The organism is Paenibacillus polymyxa M1 (genome assembly GCF_000237325.1).
Taxonomy (GTDB): Bacteria; Bacillota; Bacilli; order Paenibacillales; family Paenibacillaceae; genus Paenibacillus; species Paenibacillus polymyxa_C.
On record NC_017542.1, the window covers coordinates 2,302,487 to 2,321,330 of the forward strand.

An 18,844-nucleotide genomic window follows, 5' to 3' on the forward strand; every position below is an offset into this window, starting at 1 on the left:
GCTGGCACATAACCGCACAAATGTGCGGGCTTTTGTTAAATTAGAACGTAAACAATTGTACCAACTACAGATATAGCCATCATCAATAGTGAAGTAATATGTTTTTGTGAACTTCGAATATATTTCCATTGGAAGATAGATCGAACACCGAACACTATAATAAGTAATACGCCAATCCAAACATATTTATAAGGGGGTTCATTAACAAAAAAAAGCGATAAAAATATACCAATACCCCCAATCACAACGAACCACCTGTATGGGATAAAACCATCCGTGTCTGATATCTTCTCATCTGTTTTGCTGATAATTTTATCCAGAACAAATTGAATCACAGCTGCAATAAATAATACAAGATAAAAGCTCACTTGTATCACCTTCTTTTTCCATTTATTCAACTGTACTACACCAATACAAATTTTTCATGCATAATAAACATATGATCTAATTCCGCCCTTTTCTTCTGATTTCAAAAATATTAACGCACACACCAATAAGTAAATATAGCTCCGCAAGCAGAAAAATTAATTGATCTGACCATGAAAAGTCTTTAGTTGAAAATATGGATATGATAACTCCGAATGAAATGAGTAGCATAAATAATTCTACAATCCTATCAGTTATCCTACTGATCTTCTCATTTTTCTGATATGTTGCATGAATAGCACGTACAATTAAACGGATTATTAATGATGCTAACAACCAGTTATAAAGAGTATTCGGATAATTATATGAAATTCGCAGAACTAGACTAGCTATGAGCCATACCAAAAGAACAAAAGTTAAATAATAAGGATTTTTTAGCATCGTTCTTTCCCCTCACCGAATTTACAGTTATACAATTATTATACATTATATTAGAAACTTTTCGGATAATTCATACGTCTTATGTATGGGTACTTATTGAAAAAGGAGGTAATTTATCTTGAAAAAGGTTATTATGTTTGTGTTTTTCTTCGTACTTACGTTTCAAACCTGGGCGATTGCTGATGCCGCCAATCCGAAATCCGTTAACGCGGTGAATGTGAATGGAAAGTTTATAGCAACTGATGTTTCACCTATTATTAAGGACGGGCGTGTTTTGGTTCCTATACGCACGCTTGCTTCACTTGGGGTAACCTATCAATGGGATAGTAAAAGTCAATCTGCTCTCATCACAAAAGGCAAAGATCAAATTAAGCTGACGGCCAACAAAAAAGAAGCATTTAAAAATAACCAAGCAGTTCAGGTAGACGTTCCTGTCCAAATGACTCAAGGAAGGATACTGGTACCTATTCGTTTTGTGTCGGAGAACTTTGGCTACAAGGCAAACTATGAGAAGATTCGGTCTATTTTATTTATTCAAGACGGTAATTATAAGGTTGATCAAGAGAGCCTACAGGCTGAAGATTTACAAGCAGCTCGTCAGGCTGCTATATCGCTGCCGGTTCAATTTTCTTTCAATTCGCTTTCTTCTTTAGAAAAGCCGGGGGCTAACAAAGAATATACTTACGTTTTCCCGAGAGGGGATTCGTCCAGATACATGTATTTTAACAATGATTGGTCAGCTGGTAATACGATAGTTGAAATTAAGGATGGAGTTGCTAAGGCAGTTTGGCAATTTACATCAGGAAATGGTCTGGATGATATTGTATCCAGTGCTGGCCAAAGACCAAGTTATAATTACGTCGAATGGGTGACTGATATCTTGATGTTTAATGATGAGAATGGGAATATCAAAGCTGTATACAAAGATGATAAAGGTCAACAAAAGGAGCTCAATGCAAAGGCGAAATCCTATATAGATGTTATCCAATCTATTCCTAATGAGACGAGAAAACAATAGCTACTACTGATTCAGTTTATTAAGGACGTCCTTAGCAAGGGACGGTCTTTATTTTGCTTTTGGATTCAAAATATAAGCATGAATTTCAAATTTGGAGGCTAGTTGGGTATGAAAAATATCTTTCTTTCATCTATGCTTACTTTAAGCATGCTCTTAACATTTGCTATCCCGCTTTCTGCTGCACCGTCGATTCAATTGGTCATAAATAGTGAGGTGGTACATTCAGATGCTCCCCCTGTTTCTGTCGCAGGGAGAACTATGGTTTCTTTGGCTTCATTGAAGCCACTAAAGCTTAATTTAGTCTGGAACGCGGACAAGAAGACGGTGACTGTCAATGCTCCTGGGGTGAAAGAGAAACTTGTGCTTACGATCGGCCAAAAAGAAGCTTCTTATGGAGAAAAAACACTTACTTTGGACGTGCCTGCTCAATTAAACAAGAATCGCGTTGTTGTGCCTTTGCGTTTTATCAGCGAAGCCTTTAAAGCAGAGGTGGAGTGGAAAGCGGACAAAAATACTGTCATTATCCGGAGTGCTGATCAAGTAGAAACATATAAGAAGCTGTATCAAGGTACGGATTTGGTGGCGGCACGTAAAATCGCTGTAGACCTTCCTTCGAATGATGAAAATACGCTTCATAATACCGAGGAGGGTGTTTATTATCAGTATATCTTTCCTGAAGGAGAAGCATTGAGATATTATTATGTTGTTGGTAATTTATATACTTACTATGAAATTAAGGATGATGTTAAACATTTAGTTTGGGAAGGTGTAGAAGAAGATTCGAGAAAGAAAATGAAAGAAAAAGGAAAGCATCCATCGGAAGACAAAACACAATATTATTTTTTACAAGAACGTGTGGATCATAGTGTCACATATGGTAAAGTGGGGACCGAGAAGCCAGTAACGCAAGTTTTGCCTAAAAATACTACGGGATTAGCGGATATTATTGTACCTATTTCCGGTGAAGTAAGGAAAGATCGAATGAAATAGAGTATGATTCAACTTCATCTAAGGACGACCTAGTGTACTAGTGACGTCCTTTGTCTCGCTTGTGGCTTAAAACTAGCGCCAAAACTGAAGATTATAAAAGTCCCATCTTTATTTCCGCTTATGCTTATCTAAAACTTCTTGAAACTTATCTGCATTATAAATGTCGTTATTGACCTTCCACGTGCCATTCTCTTTTAAAAAAATGAGTTGGCCTTCCAAGGGGATTTTTTTATTTTATCCTTCAACATAAGAGTTGCAGAATTTGTTAAGTCAATGTTTTTTTTGGTTACACTTTTCTCTTGAAATTGAAGGTCTTCAATTGATAAAGTGGTTTTCTCAAGCGAAGCGATTTCCAGAGGAAGAGCGATTTTGCGATTATCGACTTGTTTTTTTAAAAAATTTGTTGTCATTAGTGGTTCCAATTTACTTTTTCTTTGTTTTATCCAATTCGGTGTAATCGATTTATTATAATCACTTACTTCAAATTCGGTTTGTTTAAATTCCGTAGCAATCTGTGTAACATTTAGAATCTCAGTATCATTTTTATTTTCTTGAGTAATTGGATTGTATGTTTTCTGTTGTGAATTTTTCGTGGAAATTGCTGGTTCTTGATTGGAACAACTTATAGCTGTTGTTAACAATATTGTGGATGTTAGAAGGTAAATGGATTTCTTCATAAACAAATCCTCCTATATAGCTATAATACTTGTTAATTTTACCATGGAATACACTTAAATCATATAAAGTTAGAGAATAAACTCAGCAACTTTGCAAATTGTATCGTAGCATAGGCCATTTCAATCAAACCAGCAACTGGCTGTCAAGGAAGGAGCGAGGTTGCGAGACCTCAAGACAGTAATTATAAAGTGGACCAAGAGAACTTACAGGCTGAAGATTTACAAGCAGCTCGTCAGGCTGCCATATCGCTACCGGTTCAATTTTCTTTCAAATCGCTTTCTTCTTTAGAAAAACCGGGGGCTAACAAAGAATACACCTACATTTTTCCAAGAGGGGATTCTTCCAGATACATGTATGGAAACAATGTTGGTAATACGGTAGTTGAAGTTAAAGATGGAGTGGATGTTTAATGATGATAAGGGGAATATCAAAGCTGTATACAAAGATGATAAGGTCAACAAAAGGATCTCACTGCAAAGGCGAAATCCTATACAGATATTGTCCAACCTATTAATAGCTAATTCTATTCGATTTATTTAAAGTCTATAAAGTTCAGCTTAGTTTGGAAGGCTGCAAAAACATATTATTGAGGTGGCTAATCAAATCATGAATAAATTTTCAAGAGCGGCTTTTGCATCTGCAATATCTTTTAGCGTACTTGCAAGCTGTGTTTCTGGTGTTTCTGCGGCGGCTTCCAAGTCGATTATTGTACAGATAAATAACAAGCCTGTGTCAGGAGATGCAGAGCCATATATTGAGAATGGTTCCACGTTGGTGGCATTGAATATGATAAAATCGATTCCAGGTGTAACGATCAACTGGGATAATACTTCTAAAATGGTAACTGTAGATAATAACGGAACAAAATCAACACTGGTGGCTGGCAAAAAAGAGGCAATGGTAGGTGGTGCAAAAGTAACACTGTCTATCTCTTCTGTAATGAAAAATGGTCGTGTTATGGTGCCGCTACGTTTCATTGCAAATGCGTCCGGTTCTCAAGTGTACTGGAATGCTCCAGATCGTACAGTTTACGTAGTTAAACCGACAGAAGATATACTGAAAGAAATCCAATCTAGTGATATTTCTGTAGTTCGTCATAGTGCATACAGTCTTCCACGTATTGTCAAAGTTAATGTACTGTCAGGTGAAGAAGGGGATAGTATGGCTTATATTCGCTACTTCCCAAAAAAACAATCCAGTGAATTTTTTGAACAACATATGGACATTGTGAATTACTATCGTATCATTGACACACATGTAGAACTCCTCTGGTCTGCAAGGCTGAATCTGCAACAGGAAGCCAAAAATGCAAGTCTGCCTTTCCTCAACAACAAAATTATTGAACAAAGCGGCAAAATGCCGATGATCCCAAAAGGGTTCATTTATTATAACTATAGTGTTCCGGGCGGCACCACGTTCGGGACTATTGATAAAACTGGTAAAAAAACTCTTCTAGGTGAAGCAACCGAAGATCAAGCAAAGCAAATGTTTTTCTCTATCCCAGAAGAAGAACAACTATAAAAGATAATTGTCAGAATGGATACATGCAATTCTTTTTTTAGACAGAAAGGAAAGGGAGGACTGATTGTAAAGTATATTACTTGATTATATGTACAGTTGACTAGTACTTTAGCTTTAATATATTACATATACAAGTGACGTAGGAATAACGACACGTTGTATACTAAGGAGGAATATATGAAATCCGCGCAGATAATGACTGTAGGTGCAATAATGGTGTTGGCCATTTCAGGGTGCAGTGGTAATGCAAGTTCAAATCAACAACTGCCTCAGAACGAAGTGAAAAATATTGAGGTTAACAACACAAAGGAAGGTGTAAAAGAAGTTGAAGAAAAAGTAACTATAGAAACATCTAAAGCAACTGACAAAAAGATGAATTCTGTAGATTATTCACAGTATTATAATAATCAAGATAAATTTAAGGTTGTAGTTTCGGGAAAACAGATTGTATGGAAAACTAAAGATGTTACTTTTACCGCAAAATTAACTAAGGCTAAGGGGGAAGAAGCCGCCGAAGCCAATGAAGTTGTGGATTCTATGAAAATAAAAAGTAAGCGCGGAGAGCAACTTATCAAGCTCAACCCACGACCTTTGAGAGTTAATTCACTTTCCTTATCCAAAAACAACCAGGTAGCTCTCCATGTAAGCGATCATGAGGGGAGTAGACTTGTTCTAATTAATTTATCTGAGGGGGCTCAAACTATTGTAAACATGTTTGAGATGAATAGTGACGGAGCAGGAAGTGAAAAGATTGATGCATATAATTGGTCACCAGATGGAAAAAAGATTGCGTTTGGAATCGGTGATCTAGGTTCAAGTTATATCGGAGTATACGATGTAGAGCGTAAGAGCTATACGCATGTGTCCGATAAGGATTTTACACTGATCTCCTCTATAGTTTGGCATAAAGATGGGAAAAGCTTTGACTTTGTTAGTAAAGGTGACGATTCTCCACAAGCAATACTCTATACTTACTCGGAAACAAAAAAATCCATTTTAGAAAGTGGGGCTTTATCTAAGAACGATGAACAGAAGCTAGCTGAATTAACATCGGAATTTTGATTGGACATATACAATGTTGATAATTGACACCAAACATTTATAATGGTTGAAGTATAAATTAAGGTGGGAGTTGCTTATGAGGATTTCCATGAGTAAGGTTCTAAAACGTTATGCAACGATTCTATTGAACTACGCAATAGTTATAGGGGTATTTTACGCTTTGGGATATAAGATGAGCGCTATGGGTATCTATGCAATTCTGACAGGAATTGTGACTGGAGCAATAATCAACTTGGCATTATCAAAGCAAGAAAAATGAACCTATGTATCCCTTGATTACATCAAAATCAGGGGATTTTCATTTGATTAAAAGGTCTCGTGAGTTTCTGCATGTGACCTCTATATCATTGCTGGTGGGACTGCACATGGGGAAATGAATTAGTCATGTCAACTCATTGAACCTTTTACTTGGATCAATCCAATCATTTCAGGATGTCGTTCGTCTAACCTGTCTCAATATGTGTAAGATATGCTTAATTTTCGTTATAAACATTAGTTGCATAATATATTGACAGATGGTTAATTTTGGAGAAGAATAGAGGGTGATTTTTTAAAAAATGGAATTTTTATGTGAAGGGTGGTTATGACTTGAAGCATACACCTACGATTTCAGCGGAGTTTGAGGATTATTTAAAACAAAATGATATGACGTTGAGTCAATTTGCCGAATATTCAGGGGTTCATCAAAGAACGCTTAGTAATTGGATTACTCAGCATCGTCCTGTTTCTGTCCAGCAGCTAGACCGAATTACTGTGGCTATGGATTTTCCAGAAGGCTATTTTTACGATCTATACATAGAAAATTATATCATTGAACTTTCTCCGAATTTTAGGCGAATCGAGCCATTATTGTATCGTTGTGCGGAGTTGGACAAGCTGGATGCAATCCGTCGAATGGTTGGTCATATTATGGACAATCCGCTGTATGCGTCCAGACTATTTGATATTGCAGAAGAATTATTTGAACAGGGAAGACATGCTGCTGCGCTGCTGCTTTATGAGAATGTCGCAGAAGTGGAGAAATATCAGCATTCTGAACGCTTGGCCATATGTCAATATCGCATATTTACGATTCAAGTTGGAGACGATCAAGGTCTTAATCTCAAGGCAGCGACATTATTTGAACCTTTCGTGGAACGACTGGATGAAATAGATCAGCTTGATGCCTTAAAGGATTTGGCGAATGTGTATCGTTCTTTGCGTTTATGGGACAGGCTTGATGTGATTGCTCGCAAAATGAAAGATAAAGCTGAAATCCAATACACATTGGAGCATCAGCAGAAAAAACGAAAGCCTACGGAAATTGAAAAGAGGCTGAACCGTCCATTGTTTGTGTACATTACATATTCTGATTTACTGTGTGCCAGTGTATATGAGGCCGAAGGCGATTATGAGCAGGCATTAGAATATACATACGCCTACGCTAATTTAGATTGGGTCAAAGAGACTGACGAGGATACTCTGCATTGGATTAAACAGTTTCAAGATTGGGCAGAAGGTAATATCTACACCTATAAACTATTATCTGGAGATATAAGTGTACTAAACAATTATGTTGAATATATTGCTGCATCGCCAGATGCTTCTGAAAAAGAAATGGTTACAAAAGTGTTGAATGTTATGTCGGCGGCAAACCAGTATAGTATAGATGTAGATCATATACTTCGAAGGTTTAAAAAGAAAATTGACTTATTTGCCCAACACAATCCGTCATCTGATATGTATACCCAACAAGTGATACCAGAACAGTTTGCACGTCTTGGATACGAGTTAGCTTATTACTATTTGCATCAAGGGAGGTATAACGATGGTTTTAAACACTTGATGTATGCAATGCTAAAGTCACATATAATAAATAATGAAACTTATTTTATAAACTGCATGGGATTATTCTTACATTTCAGAATGAATGCAGCACATGATACAAAGACGCAGTTTTTAAATTTCATTGAAAAGGTGTGGTTAGACAATGTTAAGAAAAATGGTTCTTCTGATCGTCGCAGCTAGCTTTTTATTTATCGTGGCTGTACCTAATCATGATTATAACCAACACCATATTATTCAGCTTAACGATACTATTGGAGGTGCTTAAAGGTAAAATAAGAATTAACACTCACTAAACTTTTTTGTTAATGGGTGGTGTTGTTGATTGAAACTACCCTGTGAACAACTTGAAACCAACTAAAAATAAACATATACCGACAAAAAGTGCCTCTGGAATATTCCAGAAGCACTTTTTTTGTTAAGCGTATTTTAAAAAAATCCAAAAATTTACGTTTTGCATTAGAATATGACACAGAAGGGGGAATCATGCTGATGAATCCAGGTGTGACTTTACTTCGTGTCGAACGGGCCAGAAAAAGACTGTACCAAGTGCAGAAAAAGTATGGGTTTTTAACGCATCCTAGAGTAATTGAACAATCTATGAAACTGGATGAACTATTGAATCAATACCAAACCTGCAAAATGAAATCTTAGCTAATGTGTGTGCATGATGCATTTTAAAGGAAGACGAACTCCAATCTCCAAACTCCAATAAAGATCCTAAATTCTATACTATGAAGAGGTGGTAGCGCTGTTGAACAAACGAAATCCTGTAACCCCTTTGGGCTGGAAAATCAAACAAAAGCTAGTTGAAATTCAAATGGACCAGAGAACTTTTTGTGAGACCTATCACATTCCTGCTAGCCGCTTATCCAATCTCATTCATGGAACACGCAAGGCCAAAAAATATAGAAAACAAGTATGTCAGTTGCTTGGGATCGAAGAATAACCATCACTCTCCTACAGGAATACAGTACAACCTCATAATATGTAAGCTAGAGTGGCAAAGGAATCCAGGTTTATTTAATATAGATTGTACATAGGATGCTTAATACAAGGAGTGGATGAAAATGTTCTCTAGAATGGCAGAGCAGAAGATTGCCGAGGCGATGGCCAAAGGCGAATTTGATCATTTGCCAGGAGCGGGCAAGCCACTGGTGATTGAGGATTTGTCACATGTTCCAGAAGAGCTGCGGATGTCGTACAAGCTGTTGAAAAATGCAGGCATTTTACCAGAAGAGCTACAGCTGCAAAAGGAATGTGTCCAGCTACGTGATTTGCTTCACGCATGTCATGAGGCAGGAGAGCAACAGCGGATCAGTCGCAGGCTGACTGAAAAATCGCTTCGTCTTCGGATGCTGCTGGAGGAAAGAGGGCTGAATACGTCGTCTGTATTTTATGAATATGAGTCTGCTGTGCGTCAGCGACTGGAGGAATAGAAGTGAGAGGAGCAAAGGGCGGAGTGCCCTTGCCCGTACATTTTGCTTTCCGTGCTTTGTCCCATTACCGTTGCAGTGCAGATAATTTCATGAGGCATTGCTTCGTTAGGATGACGGGTTCTTTGGGCAGTTTGTCCAAATGAAAGCCATCGATTAAATCCACAGCCTTCACAGGCTCGGGAGTATCCAGCAGCCCGGAAAAGTAGGCGAGCCAGCCAATGACGGCTTCCGGTGTAACTCCTTGCCGACGCATGGCACGGAGTGCTACGCCACCATGTCGCTTGGCCAGTCTTCGTCCATCCGGACCCAGGACAAGGGGAACATGTGCAAAACGCGGCGGCTGCAGGCCGAGGGCTTGGTATAACAATAGCTGACGGGGAGTCGAATCAAGAAGATCATATCCACGCAGCACATCGGTCATATGCATATCCGCATCATCGATGACGACGGCAAGCTGATAGGAAAACATGCCGTCTGCCCGTTTGATAATAAAATCGCCCCCCTCCGCCGCGCCGAAGGATACGTGACCAGCTATCTGATCATAAAAAGAAATAATAGCATCTGGATGTTGCGGTACTTTAAAACGAAGTGAAGGGAGTTTATGCTGTGCTTTAGCCAGGGCTTCATGAGAGCTAAGATTACGACATGCCCCTGAATATGCGGGTCCTTCACCAGACAGTCCGTGCGGAGCATGGGCGGCAGCCATAATGTCTGCCCGACTGCAAAAACAAGGATACAGTAAATCTTGCCCCTGAAGTTTCTCCATTGCAGATTGGAAGCGTTCCAGCCGCTCGCTTTGAGTGTAAGGACCGTAGGGACCGCCAATATCGGGTCCTTCGTCCCAATCCAACCCGATCCAGCGCAAATCCTCCATTATTCCTTGCGCCAATGTGCTGCGAGCTCGCGTCATATCAATATCTTCCATACGTAAAATATAGGTTCCGCCCAGGGAACGAACATGCAGCCAGGATAATAAGGCGGTGCGAGCGTTTCCTAAGTGTATCCATCCCGATGGTGTTGGGGCAAAACGTCCTCTAATGGGTTGAGTTTGTAATTCCATACGAAAGTTACCTCGATTCTGTATCCCGTGTTTCTATATTCCGTCCTTCAGCAATCCTTATTAACCATATTATAAAACGATCTTGGCGCGAGCGCATCTCGACAGGTATAGGAGCTAGCACCAGAAAGTATGCATACTTGCGATGACCAGACGGGAAATTTAAATATCTGTATAATAGATTTAGAAAACTTAGGCACAACAGGTCGAGGTGAAATCCCTGTACTGGGGACCAGCTTAACATTTTTTACTCGTTTTTCAATAATTACAGGTAGTGAAAAATTCACAATAATAAAGGAATTCAAACTTAGATTCTACGCCACAAGCGTATCATTGGAGAGATTTCATTGACAGATAAACAGTTGCCTATTATGCAAGTCATCCCCGAGCTTAAACATGCGTTACTATCCCATTCAGCAGCGGTACTGATTGCACAGCCGGGAGCGGGGAAAACAACAGTAACACCATTAGAACTGTTGCATGAGCCGTGGCTGGCGGGGCAAAAGATAATCATGCTGGAGCCGCGACGTTTGGCAGCACGTGCGGCAGCAGCACAAATGGCGAAAGCACTGGGTGAGTCCACCGGGAAGACCGTGGGTTACCGCGTTCGTATGGATACCAAGATAGGGCCAAGCACGCGGATTGAAGTGGTTACGGAGGGTGTGCTGACCCGGATGCTGCAACATGATCAGGCTTTGGAGGGAGTCGGTCTGATTATTTTTGATGAGTATCACGAGCGCAGCCTGCATGCAGATTTGGGCTTGGCACTTGCCCTGCAAAGCCAGGCGCTGCTGCGACCGGATTTGAAAATATTAATCATGTCTGCCACCCTGGAGGCAGAGCCTGTATGCAGATTGTTAGGAGATGCACCCTTACTGGAATGTCCAGGCACCGTGTTTTCAGTAGAAACCTTGCATATGCCCAAGCCTTCGTCAACCTCATTAGAATCCTTTGCAGCGGAGATCGTAGAAAAGGCGCTTCATGCTCATGAAGGCGATCTGTTGGTGTTTTTACCAGGGACTAGAGAAATTCATAGAACGGAACGAGAGCTGACGTCCAGAAATTTACCGGCCTACGTCAAGATCATTCCGCTGTACGGCAGTATGAAGCTGGAGCAGCAGGATGAGGCACTACGCCCGTCGGTTCCGGGCAGCCGAAAGGTGGTATTGGCCACCTCAATTGCCGAGTCCAGCTTGACCATCGCCGGGATCACAGTGGTAATTGATAGCGGACTGTCACGGGAATCGGTATTTTCCCCGCGTACCGGCATGAGCCGTTTGACCACCGTCACGGTGTCCAAGGCCTCCGCGGATCAGCGGCGCGGACGGGCGGGCCGTCTCCAGCCGGGCGTGTGCTATCGGCTGTGGAGCGCGCAGGAGCATACCGCGCTCCCTGATGCCAGCCGCCCGGAAATCACGGTGGCGGATCTGGCACCGCTCGCATTGGAGCTGGCGACCTGGGGCGTGCACGAACCCGCCGAACTGGCCTGGCTGGATGCCCCGCCTGAGGCGGCATACCGTCAGGCCACAGGTCTGCTGCGTCAGCTTGGCTGCCTGGAGGCCGCGGCCGATGGTACAGCAGGCGGCATTACTGCGCATGGGCGCGAGGTATCTGCCTTGGGCACGCACCCGCGCCTCGGGCACATGCTGCTGCGCGCAGCAGCTCTTGGCTTGGCTCCGACTGCCAGCCGTCTGGCGGCGCTGCTGCAAGAGCGGGACCCGTTCCGTGCTCATGGCGGAACGGATTTGCGCCCGCGGCTGGATGCTCTGCGCGAGGCGGCTCACGCCCGCAGTACGCACAGCTTGCTGGGGGCGGCAGACGATACGGTGATTCGACGTATCGTGCAGGAGAGTCGGCAGCTGCTAGCCACGCTGCCGGACGCAGCCGCAACGCAGGACGAGCCCGACGGCTCCGCGGCCTGCGGGCTGCTGCTGGCCTTCGCGTATCCGGATCGGATCGCGCAGGGCCGAGGAGATGGCCGTTTTTTGCTTAGCAGCGGCCGGGGGGCGCGACTCCGACAAGTGGAGTGGATGTCGCGTTCGCCCTATCTCGTCGCCGCCGAAGTAGACGACGAGGGAGCAGATGGTGCCATTCAGTTGGCGGCACCGATTGAACTGCAAGAGCTGATCCAGCATTGCAGCGATTTACTGCTGGAACAAGCGAACGTATATTGGGATAGCTCCGCTTCAGCCGTGAGAGCCCGCAAGGTAATTCGGCTGGGCTCGCTCATCTTAAAGGAGACGTCTTACGAGCGACCTCCGGCAGAGGAAATCGCGGCTGCCTTAATGCAGGGTGTCCGGGAACGTGGTCTCAAACTGCTGTCCTGGAATCGGCCAACTCTTCAGTTGCAGGCACGTTTGATTTTTATGCACTTCTCAGCACCTGAGGAATGGCCAGACAGTTCAGAATCCGCGCTACTGGATTCACTGGAATCGTGGCTGTTGCCTTTTGCACTTGGAGCAAAAAATTTAGCTGATTTGCAACGACTGGACAGTAGCGAATTGCTGCTTGGCAGGTTGAATTGGGAACAGCGGCAGCAGCTTGAACAGGAAGCACCGACGCATATACGTGTACCCAGTGGTTCTCGTATTCCTGTCGATTATTCGCAACCTGAGGCACCTTCGCTGGCAGTGAGACTACAAGAACTGTTCGGCATGAAGGATACGCCCCGTATTGGACGTGGACGTGTACCGATTGTGCTGCACCTTCTGTCACCAGCCCAGCGACCTGTGCAAGTGACATCTGACCTGTCCAACTTCTGGAGCGAGACTTATTTTGAAGTTAAAAAGGACCTAAAAGGCAGATATCCCAAGCATTATTGGCCGGATGATCCACTAGAAGCTGTGGCGACTAACAGAGCAAAACCTAAGCGATGATCGGAAGCCGAACTTGAAGTAGACATCATTGCGAATTTTGTAAAATCGTTTAAACGTCAGGATAGTGGGGTAATAAAAAAACGAACCACTCAACAACAACAACATATTGGGAGGTAACTATCATGGCTAATAACTTAAACGATTATAATGAAAAGAAAATTGTTGGTGTTTTTGATACCGAGCAAGAAGCATCTCGTGCGATTGGACAATTGCAGAGCAAAGGAATCCCAAGCAGTGAAATTTCTGTGATTACACGTGACCGTGACGACCTCAGGACGATTAGTGAGGAGACTGGCACCAAAGCACCAGAGGGCGTGGCTACAGGAGCGGCTACCGGCGGTGTTGTAGGCGGCGTCGCTGGCTTGCTGGCAGGCATCGGGGCTCTGGCGATTCCGGGTATTGGACCTATTCTTGCTGCTGGACCTATCGCGGCTACCCTTACGGGAGCAGCTGTCGGAGCGGGAGCAGGTGGCTTGGTCGGTGGACTGGTTGGACTGGGCATTCCAGAAGATGATGCTCGTCAATACGAGACATACGTCGATCAGGGCAAGATTTTGGTCCTGGTAGATTCCGCTGATCACCACCGGGATGTATACGATATTTTCCGCACCAACCGTTCTCTGAATGCGGATCGTTACAGAACATATGATGATACGGTGGCGGATACGCGGACAGATGCGTACACAGATACTAGAAGGAACCTGTAACCATCACATGGCTGGTGGAAACGTAATTTACAATAATTTGGCTCCGTCCTCTTTTATAGGTTTTCTAAAGCAGCAGTCTCCCCGTGAGGAGACTGCTGCTTTTATGTGCTAGCTACTGATTGAATATACCTAAGATAGATGATGCTTTGCTTGGCATTGGCACCATTATCCCTCTATATATTTTTACAGGATTGTCGTTATAATAGATTTATAAATTGCTAGATGTAACAGGAGAGTGACATGAGTCAAAAAGAGAGAATTTCCGAAGTCGCTTTGCTGAGAGGGTTGGCTTTTGCAGCCGTTGTTCTTCAGCATTCCGTCGCACACTATGCGGTTGCGTCGGGGGCGCGCATCCAGGACGGAGTTGTAATGACCCTATTACTGCTGTGTTCCAAATTTGCGGTACCTGTGTTTGTGTTCATTACTGGAATGGTGCTATTTTACAATTATGATGGGGCCTTAAAATATGGTACGTTTTTACGTAAACGATTCATGGACATCATCGTTCCTTATATCATATGGTCTCTTTTATACGAGTTGGGGAATCAGCTTGCCCAAGGTGGAGGATTTATTCACCCGTTAGATTTTTTCCAGAAGCTGTTGAACGGGAAAAGCAGCTATCATCTGTGGTACATCATTATGATTATCCAATGTTATGTGTTATTTCCCGTGTTTCGTTATGCTGTACGTCGTTTGTCTGCGCTACTGCCGTCAACATGGCGACCCGCTGCATTGGCTGGATTCGGCGTCCTCTATATTTTGCTTATGTTGGCGGTGGGACCCGTATATCAAGCGATGGATCAGCTCCAGCTTCCCGTCATTTCTTCTTGGTTTACCATATACGCTGACCGGAATGTGATCTATTTTTTCTTTTATTTTATATTAGGAGCGGCAGCTGGGGTGAATGTCAAGCGTTGGAATGCTTGGGTTATCAAGGCGCAGTTGATATACTGGCCGCTCTTTATCGTGATCACAGGATACTTGCTGTATGAGATGATCGGTCAGTTCCAGACGCCGCGAGGTACGGTCCTTTCTTTTAACTATTTGTCTCTGCTGCGTCCGGTTATGGCTGTATATTGCATCACGTCTATTTTTGTAGCTTATCGGGTAGCAACGTGGATTGCTCACAAGGGAGGACGTGCGGCGCGGATGCTGACCGTCATGGGAACGTTGTCCTATGGAGCATATCTGATGCACGCCTTTATGCTGCGCGTAACCTACTATTTTGATGGAACGTTGTTTACAGATTGGAGTCACGTTCTTCGTACACTGGCTTCATTCGTTCTCTGTATAATCTTTTCTCTTGTTGGAACATGGTTGCTGGCACATTTGCCTTTGGGCAAATGGATTGTGGGGCTTCGAATTCGTCCCCGCCCGGCTGGAAGTCCGCCAGCCTTCCAAAAGCAAGCTTGATTCAGCGATAAAGTTACATTATTTCACAAAAAGTATCCCGAAGCTTTCAGAAGAAGGCCGAGGGATACTTTTTTAAGTTTTATTATGTTGTTTCAACATATGAAAAATTCACAATAGAAAACCATAAAATCACTCCTCAGCGCTATGCACACTACTCTATAATGCTTCATTCCATAGCTCTCGTCACCTTCAAGCAGGTCTCAAGGGACGGAGAGTTCTCGTAAACTCTCATATTTATGAAAGGAAATAGTCTATGGACGCAGAGTGGTTTATAATGGAAGATAAGAGACTTGAATAAGATGTAGAGGAGGTTGTGAAATGGCGTTTATGATATCCCAGCGGGCTTTTATCAAAATTTATCTGATCACAATGGTAGAGAGGCATCGCGGATATGGATATCAGATGCTCGAATCGATGAAAGATGAGTTTAGTAGTTTCGGATATGTTCCGCCTCAAAGCGAGGTGTACCGGGCACTGCATGAACTGGTTCAGGAAGGTGTTTTTTATCGTACCAAACGATTAAAAGGAACAGACCCGCGTGTAGATTTTCAGGAGATTGTGCTTTATCATTTTACAGACGATGGGGAGGAGAAAGCCCGATTGTACAAAAAGCAGGTCAAAGCTGATCTGGATCGTTGCTTAGGTATGCTGCATAAAGCGGAACAAGACAACTATTCCTAACTACGAAAGGATGAGAATGATGGGTAGAAAGCTGAAATGGGGAATTTTAGGCACGGCGGAGATCGCCAAAATCGCTGTAATTCCGGCGATTCAGCAATCCGAACGCGGAGAAGTACTTGGAATTGCTAGTCGTAATGCGGATAAAGCCGCTGAGGCCGCCCGGGAGTTCGATATTCCGAGAAGTTATGGAAGCTATGAAGAGCTGTTGGCTGATCCCGAAATCGGAGCGGTGTATATACCATTGCCAAACCATCTGCATGAAGAGTGGACCATTAAGGCAGCGGAGGCCGGGAAGCATGTTTTGTGTGAAAAACCATCTTCGCTTAGCTCGGCCGGGACAAGCCGCATGATTGAAGCATGTCGCCGTGCCGGAGTGACATTTGCGGAAGCTTTTATGTATCGCTATCATCCCAAACATCGAAGAATTAAGGAAATCATCAATAGTGGGGAAATTGGTGACATTCGCGGTATTCATTGTACTTTTACATTTAACAATACTGATCAGGCAGATAATGTACGCTTTAATAAAAGCATGGGCGGCGGCTCGTTATATGATGTGGGCGTGTATCCGATCTCAGCCGCTCGTATGTATTTGGATCGAGAGCCGGAGGCAGTGACGGTACATGCTTTATTTTCCCCTGAGCATGATAACGTTGATATGATGGCCTCCGGTCTGCTGGAATTTCCGGGTGGAGTCAACCTTACTTTCGATTGTGGCATGTGGGCAGCCAATCGTTCCAATATGGAAATTCTCGGTAGCAAGGGTACGATTGCAATGCCTAAGATGTTTGGTTGGGAAAGAACGTCTGTTGTACCGCAAATTTTCGTTCACGTTGGTTCGGTTACGCGTGAGGAACGTTTGAAAGGTTTTAATTCCTTTGAACTGCAAGCAGATGCTTTTGCCGAAGCGGTGCTTGACGGTATTCCGTTGCCATATGAGCCAGAAGATGCGGTAAGCAATATGAAAGTAATCGACGCTTGTATTGAGTCAGCTCGCAGTCGAAAGCGGATAGAAATTGGGTAAGCGTGATCATCGTATTTCCGGAAGACATAGAAAAGCAGCCTGTCTATGGACAAGCTGCTTTTCTAGATGAACAAATACATAGATATTTTTAATGAGTTTTTGTACATTCGAGCATCACATATTTTCATCATAATCTGTGACATCACGCTTGGCGGCTGTCGCAGGCGAGTTTGATGTGCCGTATTTTTCCACTGCGTCCCATGCGCCCGCATCGTCAAATCGTCCTGCATTCCGTTGGTGAACCTCACCTGCACCTTTGGGCGGCGGAGTCATAACCTGTTCCTCGATTGGACGATCATTCGATAATTCTCGTGTTGGAGTGTGCTCAACTGTATAGGCTGTATATGGAATGGCTTGTAACCGTTCAAAAGGAATTTCTTCCCCGCTCTCCACACATATTCCATACGTCCCATCCTTCATCCGTTTCAGGGCCGCATTAACCTGCTCCAGTTCGTTTTCCAGTGACTCATTAATCGCCAGATCACGAGAACGTTCAAAGGTTTCCGTCCCTATATCGGCGGGATGGTTATCATAGGACGAGAGCTCACCTGTAGAATCTGTCAGTGTTTCTCCCAATTGTGTGTTTTCCTGACCGTTTTGTTTAAAATGTTTTTCTAAATCATTTTTCTGCTCCAGTAACATATGTTTCAGCTCTGCAAGCTGTGAATCGTTCAAATGGTTCATGATCATCTCTCCCCTTCATGGTCTGTATGAGTGGTGTGTATGCTCTTTTATACCCGTTCATAGACCTGAGCAATCAGCAGAGACTTTTATTCCCAGCCTAGAATGTGATATAAAAAGAATAGTGTGTTAAGGAGGGAAAACCGATGGATGAACATATGAAGCGTCGTCTGGATAAGCAAAAGCAGTTGTTTAAACAACTGGGCATTCAGCTGGACGCGCTCTCCATTCATGAGAAACAGTTTAAAAATAAAATGCGCGGCTATGATCCGGATGAGGTGGATGCCTTTCTGGATGAAGTGATCAAGGATTATGAACGCTTTTATGCCAATATAGCCGACCTGATGGACAAGTGGCAGGAGCAGCAGGCAACCATACGTGATTTGAAAAATGCACCCAAGCCTGCAGCCGACTTTAATGCACTTGACCGTCGTCAACTGGAGGATATCATTAAGCAGTTGGAATATAGTGTGCGCCAATTAAAAGTGCGAGTACGCCCAGAAAATGACTATTTTCCAGAGTAAGGAGTAGTAAGCACTGTGTCGCTGCCTCTAATGTGGTATGATGGAAACATGCATTTTATCAAACATTTAATGAGGCACACATATAAAGGTGGTTAACATGAGTACCCATTTTTCCGTTAGTATCCATTGTCTGCTTCTTCTGGCTGAAGGGGCACCTGAGCGAATGACTTCGTCACTTATTGCTTCCAGCATTAATACAAATCCGGTAGTTGTGAGAAGAATTATGAGCCGACTCAAGCAAGCTGGTCTGGTGGATTCGTCACCGGGAGCGCGCGGCTTTCGTCTAAGCATGTCGAGTTCAAACATCAATCTGAAAATGATCTATGAAGCGACCAAGGATGAAGGCCCGCTGTTCGCCATCCATACCGACAGCAATCATAATTGCGAGGTTGGCAGGAACATAGACGCTTTATTGGATGGTTTATATACGGTGGCAGAGCAGAAAATCCAGGCGTTTTTCGAGACCGTTACGTTGCGAGATCTGGAGCAGGCTCTCAAACAGCGGGTTGGACAACAAAGTTCATCCGTGTAAAAGACGCCAG

General features: G+C 43.2%; 21 protein-coding genes. 17 read left to right on the plus strand and 4 right to left on the minus strand.

Annotated elements, in window-relative coordinates:
• Positions 1–35: 35 nt before the first annotated feature.
• A complete protein-coding gene (locus tag PPM_RS10505) occupies positions 36–398 on the minus strand; it encodes a DUF4181 domain-containing protein (RefSeq protein WP_228392898.1) in 363 nt (120 codons plus the stop codon).
• A gap of 527 nt (positions 399–925) precedes the next feature.
• On the opposite strand from PPM_RS10505, the gene PPM_RS10515 reads away from it, so the two are divergent.
• Together PPM_RS10515 and PPM_RS10520 are read left to right on the plus strand one after the other, a co-directional pair.
• Positions 926–1,825, plus strand: a complete 900-nt coding sequence (locus tag PPM_RS10515) for a copper amine oxidase N-terminal domain-containing protein (protein WP_013370810.1) — start codon at positions 926–928, stop codon at positions 1,823–1,825.
• A gap of 108 nt (positions 1,826–1,933) precedes the next feature.
• Positions 1,934–2,815, plus strand: a complete 882-nt coding sequence (locus tag PPM_RS10520) for a copper amine oxidase N-terminal domain-containing protein (RefSeq protein WP_013370811.1) — start codon at positions 1,934–1,936, stop codon at positions 2,813–2,815.
• Between the two features lie 194 nt (positions 2,816–3,009).
• On the opposite strand, the gene PPM_RS10525 is transcribed toward PPM_RS10520, so the two are convergent.
• On the minus strand, positions 3,010–3,492 hold the full coding sequence (locus PPM_RS10525; protein WP_013370812.1) for a hypothetical protein: 483 nt from the start codon (positions 3,490–3,492) through the stop codon (positions 3,010–3,012).
• A 189-nt stretch (positions 3,493–3,681) separates the two neighbouring features.
• On the opposite strand from PPM_RS10525, the gene PPM_RS29970 reads away from it, so the two are divergent.
• The 8 genes from PPM_RS29970 (at position 3,682) to PPM_RS10560 (ending at position 9,339) form a co-directional block, all read left to right on the plus strand.
• Positions 3,682–3,903, plus strand: coding sequence for a hypothetical protein (locus PPM_RS29970; RefSeq protein ID WP_013370813.1), 222 nt, complete (start codon positions 3,682–3,684; stop codon positions 3,901–3,903).
• A 196-nt stretch (positions 3,904–4,099) separates the two neighbouring features.
• The gene (locus PPM_RS10535) at positions 4,100–5,014 is read left to right on the plus strand and encodes a copper amine oxidase N-terminal domain-containing protein (RefSeq protein ID WP_013370814.1); all 915 of its coding nucleotides are present in this window, start codon (positions 4,100–4,102) and stop codon (positions 5,012–5,014) included.
• Between the two features lie 177 nt (positions 5,015–5,191).
• The gene (locus tag PPM_RS10540; protein ID WP_013370815.1) at positions 5,192–6,076 is read left to right on the plus strand and encodes a TolB family protein; all 885 of its coding nucleotides are present in this window, start codon (positions 5,192–5,194) and stop codon (positions 6,074–6,076) included.
• 88 nt (positions 6,077–6,164) lie between these two features.
• Positions 6,165–6,335 carry a hypothetical protein gene (locus PPM_RS10545; protein WP_013370816.1) on the plus strand — a complete coding sequence of 57 codons (171 nt, stop codon included), beginning with the start codon at positions 6,165–6,167 and terminating at the stop codon, positions 6,333–6,335.
• A gap of 329 nt (positions 6,336–6,664) precedes the next feature.
• Complete coding sequence (locus PPM_RS10550) at positions 6,665–8,083, plus strand: helix-turn-helix domain-containing protein (RefSeq protein ID WP_014599685.1); 1,419 nt, start codon at positions 6,665–6,667, stop codon at positions 8,081–8,083.
• Between the two features lie 303 nt (positions 8,084–8,386).
• Positions 8,387–8,554, plus strand: a complete 168-nt coding sequence (locus tag PPM_RS28475) for an aspartyl-phosphate phosphatase Spo0E family protein (protein ID WP_013370820.1) — start codon at positions 8,387–8,389, stop codon at positions 8,552–8,554.
• A gap of 100 nt (positions 8,555–8,654) precedes the next feature.
• Positions 8,655–8,849, plus strand: coding sequence for a Rha family transcriptional regulator (locus PPM_RS10555; protein WP_013370821.1), 195 nt, complete (start codon positions 8,655–8,657; stop codon positions 8,847–8,849).
• A 115-nt stretch (positions 8,850–8,964) separates the two neighbouring features.
• Positions 8,965–9,339 carry a DnaJ family domain-containing protein gene (locus PPM_RS10560; protein WP_043885934.1) on the plus strand — a complete coding sequence of 125 codons (375 nt, stop codon included), beginning with the start codon at positions 8,965–8,967 and terminating at the stop codon, positions 9,337–9,339.
• 64 nt (positions 9,340–9,403) lie between these two features.
• Here PPM_RS10560 and gluQRS read toward each other — a convergent pair whose 3' ends face one another.
• The gene (gene gluQRS, locus PPM_RS10565; RefSeq protein WP_014599686.1) at positions 9,404–10,399 is read right to left on the minus strand and encodes a tRNA glutamyl-Q(34) synthetase GluQRS; all 996 of its coding nucleotides are present in this window, start codon (positions 10,397–10,399) and stop codon (positions 9,404–9,406) included.
• A 344-nt stretch (positions 10,400–10,743) separates the two neighbouring features.
• Between gluQRS and hrpB the strand changes: the two genes are divergently transcribed.
• The 5 genes from hrpB to PPM_RS10590 all read left to right on the plus strand — a co-directional run bounded on the left by hrpB (position 10,744) and on the right by PPM_RS10590 (position 17,097).
• On the plus strand, positions 10,744–13,272 hold the full coding sequence (gene hrpB, locus PPM_RS10570) for an ATP-dependent helicase HrpB (protein ID WP_014599687.1): 2,529 nt from the start codon (positions 10,744–10,746) through the stop codon (positions 13,270–13,272).
• 122 nt (positions 13,273–13,394) lie between these two features.
• Positions 13,395–13,979, plus strand: coding sequence for a general stress protein (locus PPM_RS10575; RefSeq protein WP_013370825.1), 585 nt, complete (start codon positions 13,395–13,397; stop codon positions 13,977–13,979).
• 240 nt (positions 13,980–14,219) lie between these two features.
• The gene (locus tag PPM_RS10580) at positions 14,220–15,392 is read left to right on the plus strand and encodes an acyltransferase (protein WP_013370827.1); all 1,173 of its coding nucleotides are present in this window, start codon (positions 14,220–14,222) and stop codon (positions 15,390–15,392) included.
• A gap of 318 nt (positions 15,393–15,710) precedes the next feature.
• Positions 15,711–16,073: a helix-turn-helix transcriptional regulator gene (locus PPM_RS10585; protein ID WP_013370828.1), complete on the plus strand. Its 363-nt coding sequence runs from the start codon at positions 15,711–15,713 to the stop codon at positions 16,071–16,073.
• A 19-nt stretch (positions 16,074–16,092) separates the two neighbouring features.
• A complete protein-coding gene (locus PPM_RS10590) occupies positions 16,093–17,097 on the plus strand; it encodes a Gfo/Idh/MocA family protein (protein ID WP_013370829.1) in 1,005 nt (334 codons plus the stop codon).
• A 114-nt stretch (positions 17,098–17,211) separates the two neighbouring features.
• Here the strand turns inward: PPM_RS10590 and PPM_RS10595 are convergent, their stop codons facing one another.
• Positions 17,212–17,781: a TraR/DksA C4-type zinc finger protein gene (locus PPM_RS10595; protein WP_013370830.1), complete on the minus strand. Its 570-nt coding sequence runs from the start codon at positions 17,779–17,781 to the stop codon at positions 17,212–17,214.
• A 143-nt stretch (positions 17,782–17,924) separates the two neighbouring features.
• Between PPM_RS10595 and PPM_RS10600 the strand changes: the two genes are divergently transcribed.
• On the plus strand, positions 17,925–18,302 hold the full coding sequence (locus PPM_RS10600; RefSeq protein ID WP_013370831.1) for a DivIVA domain-containing protein: 378 nt from the start codon (positions 17,925–17,927) through the stop codon (positions 18,300–18,302).
• Between the two features lie 97 nt (positions 18,303–18,399).
• Positions 18,400–18,834, plus strand: coding sequence for an Rrf2 family transcriptional regulator (locus tag PPM_RS10605; RefSeq protein WP_013370832.1), 435 nt, complete (start codon positions 18,400–18,402; stop codon positions 18,832–18,834).
• Positions 18,835–18,844: the final 10 nt, after the last annotated feature.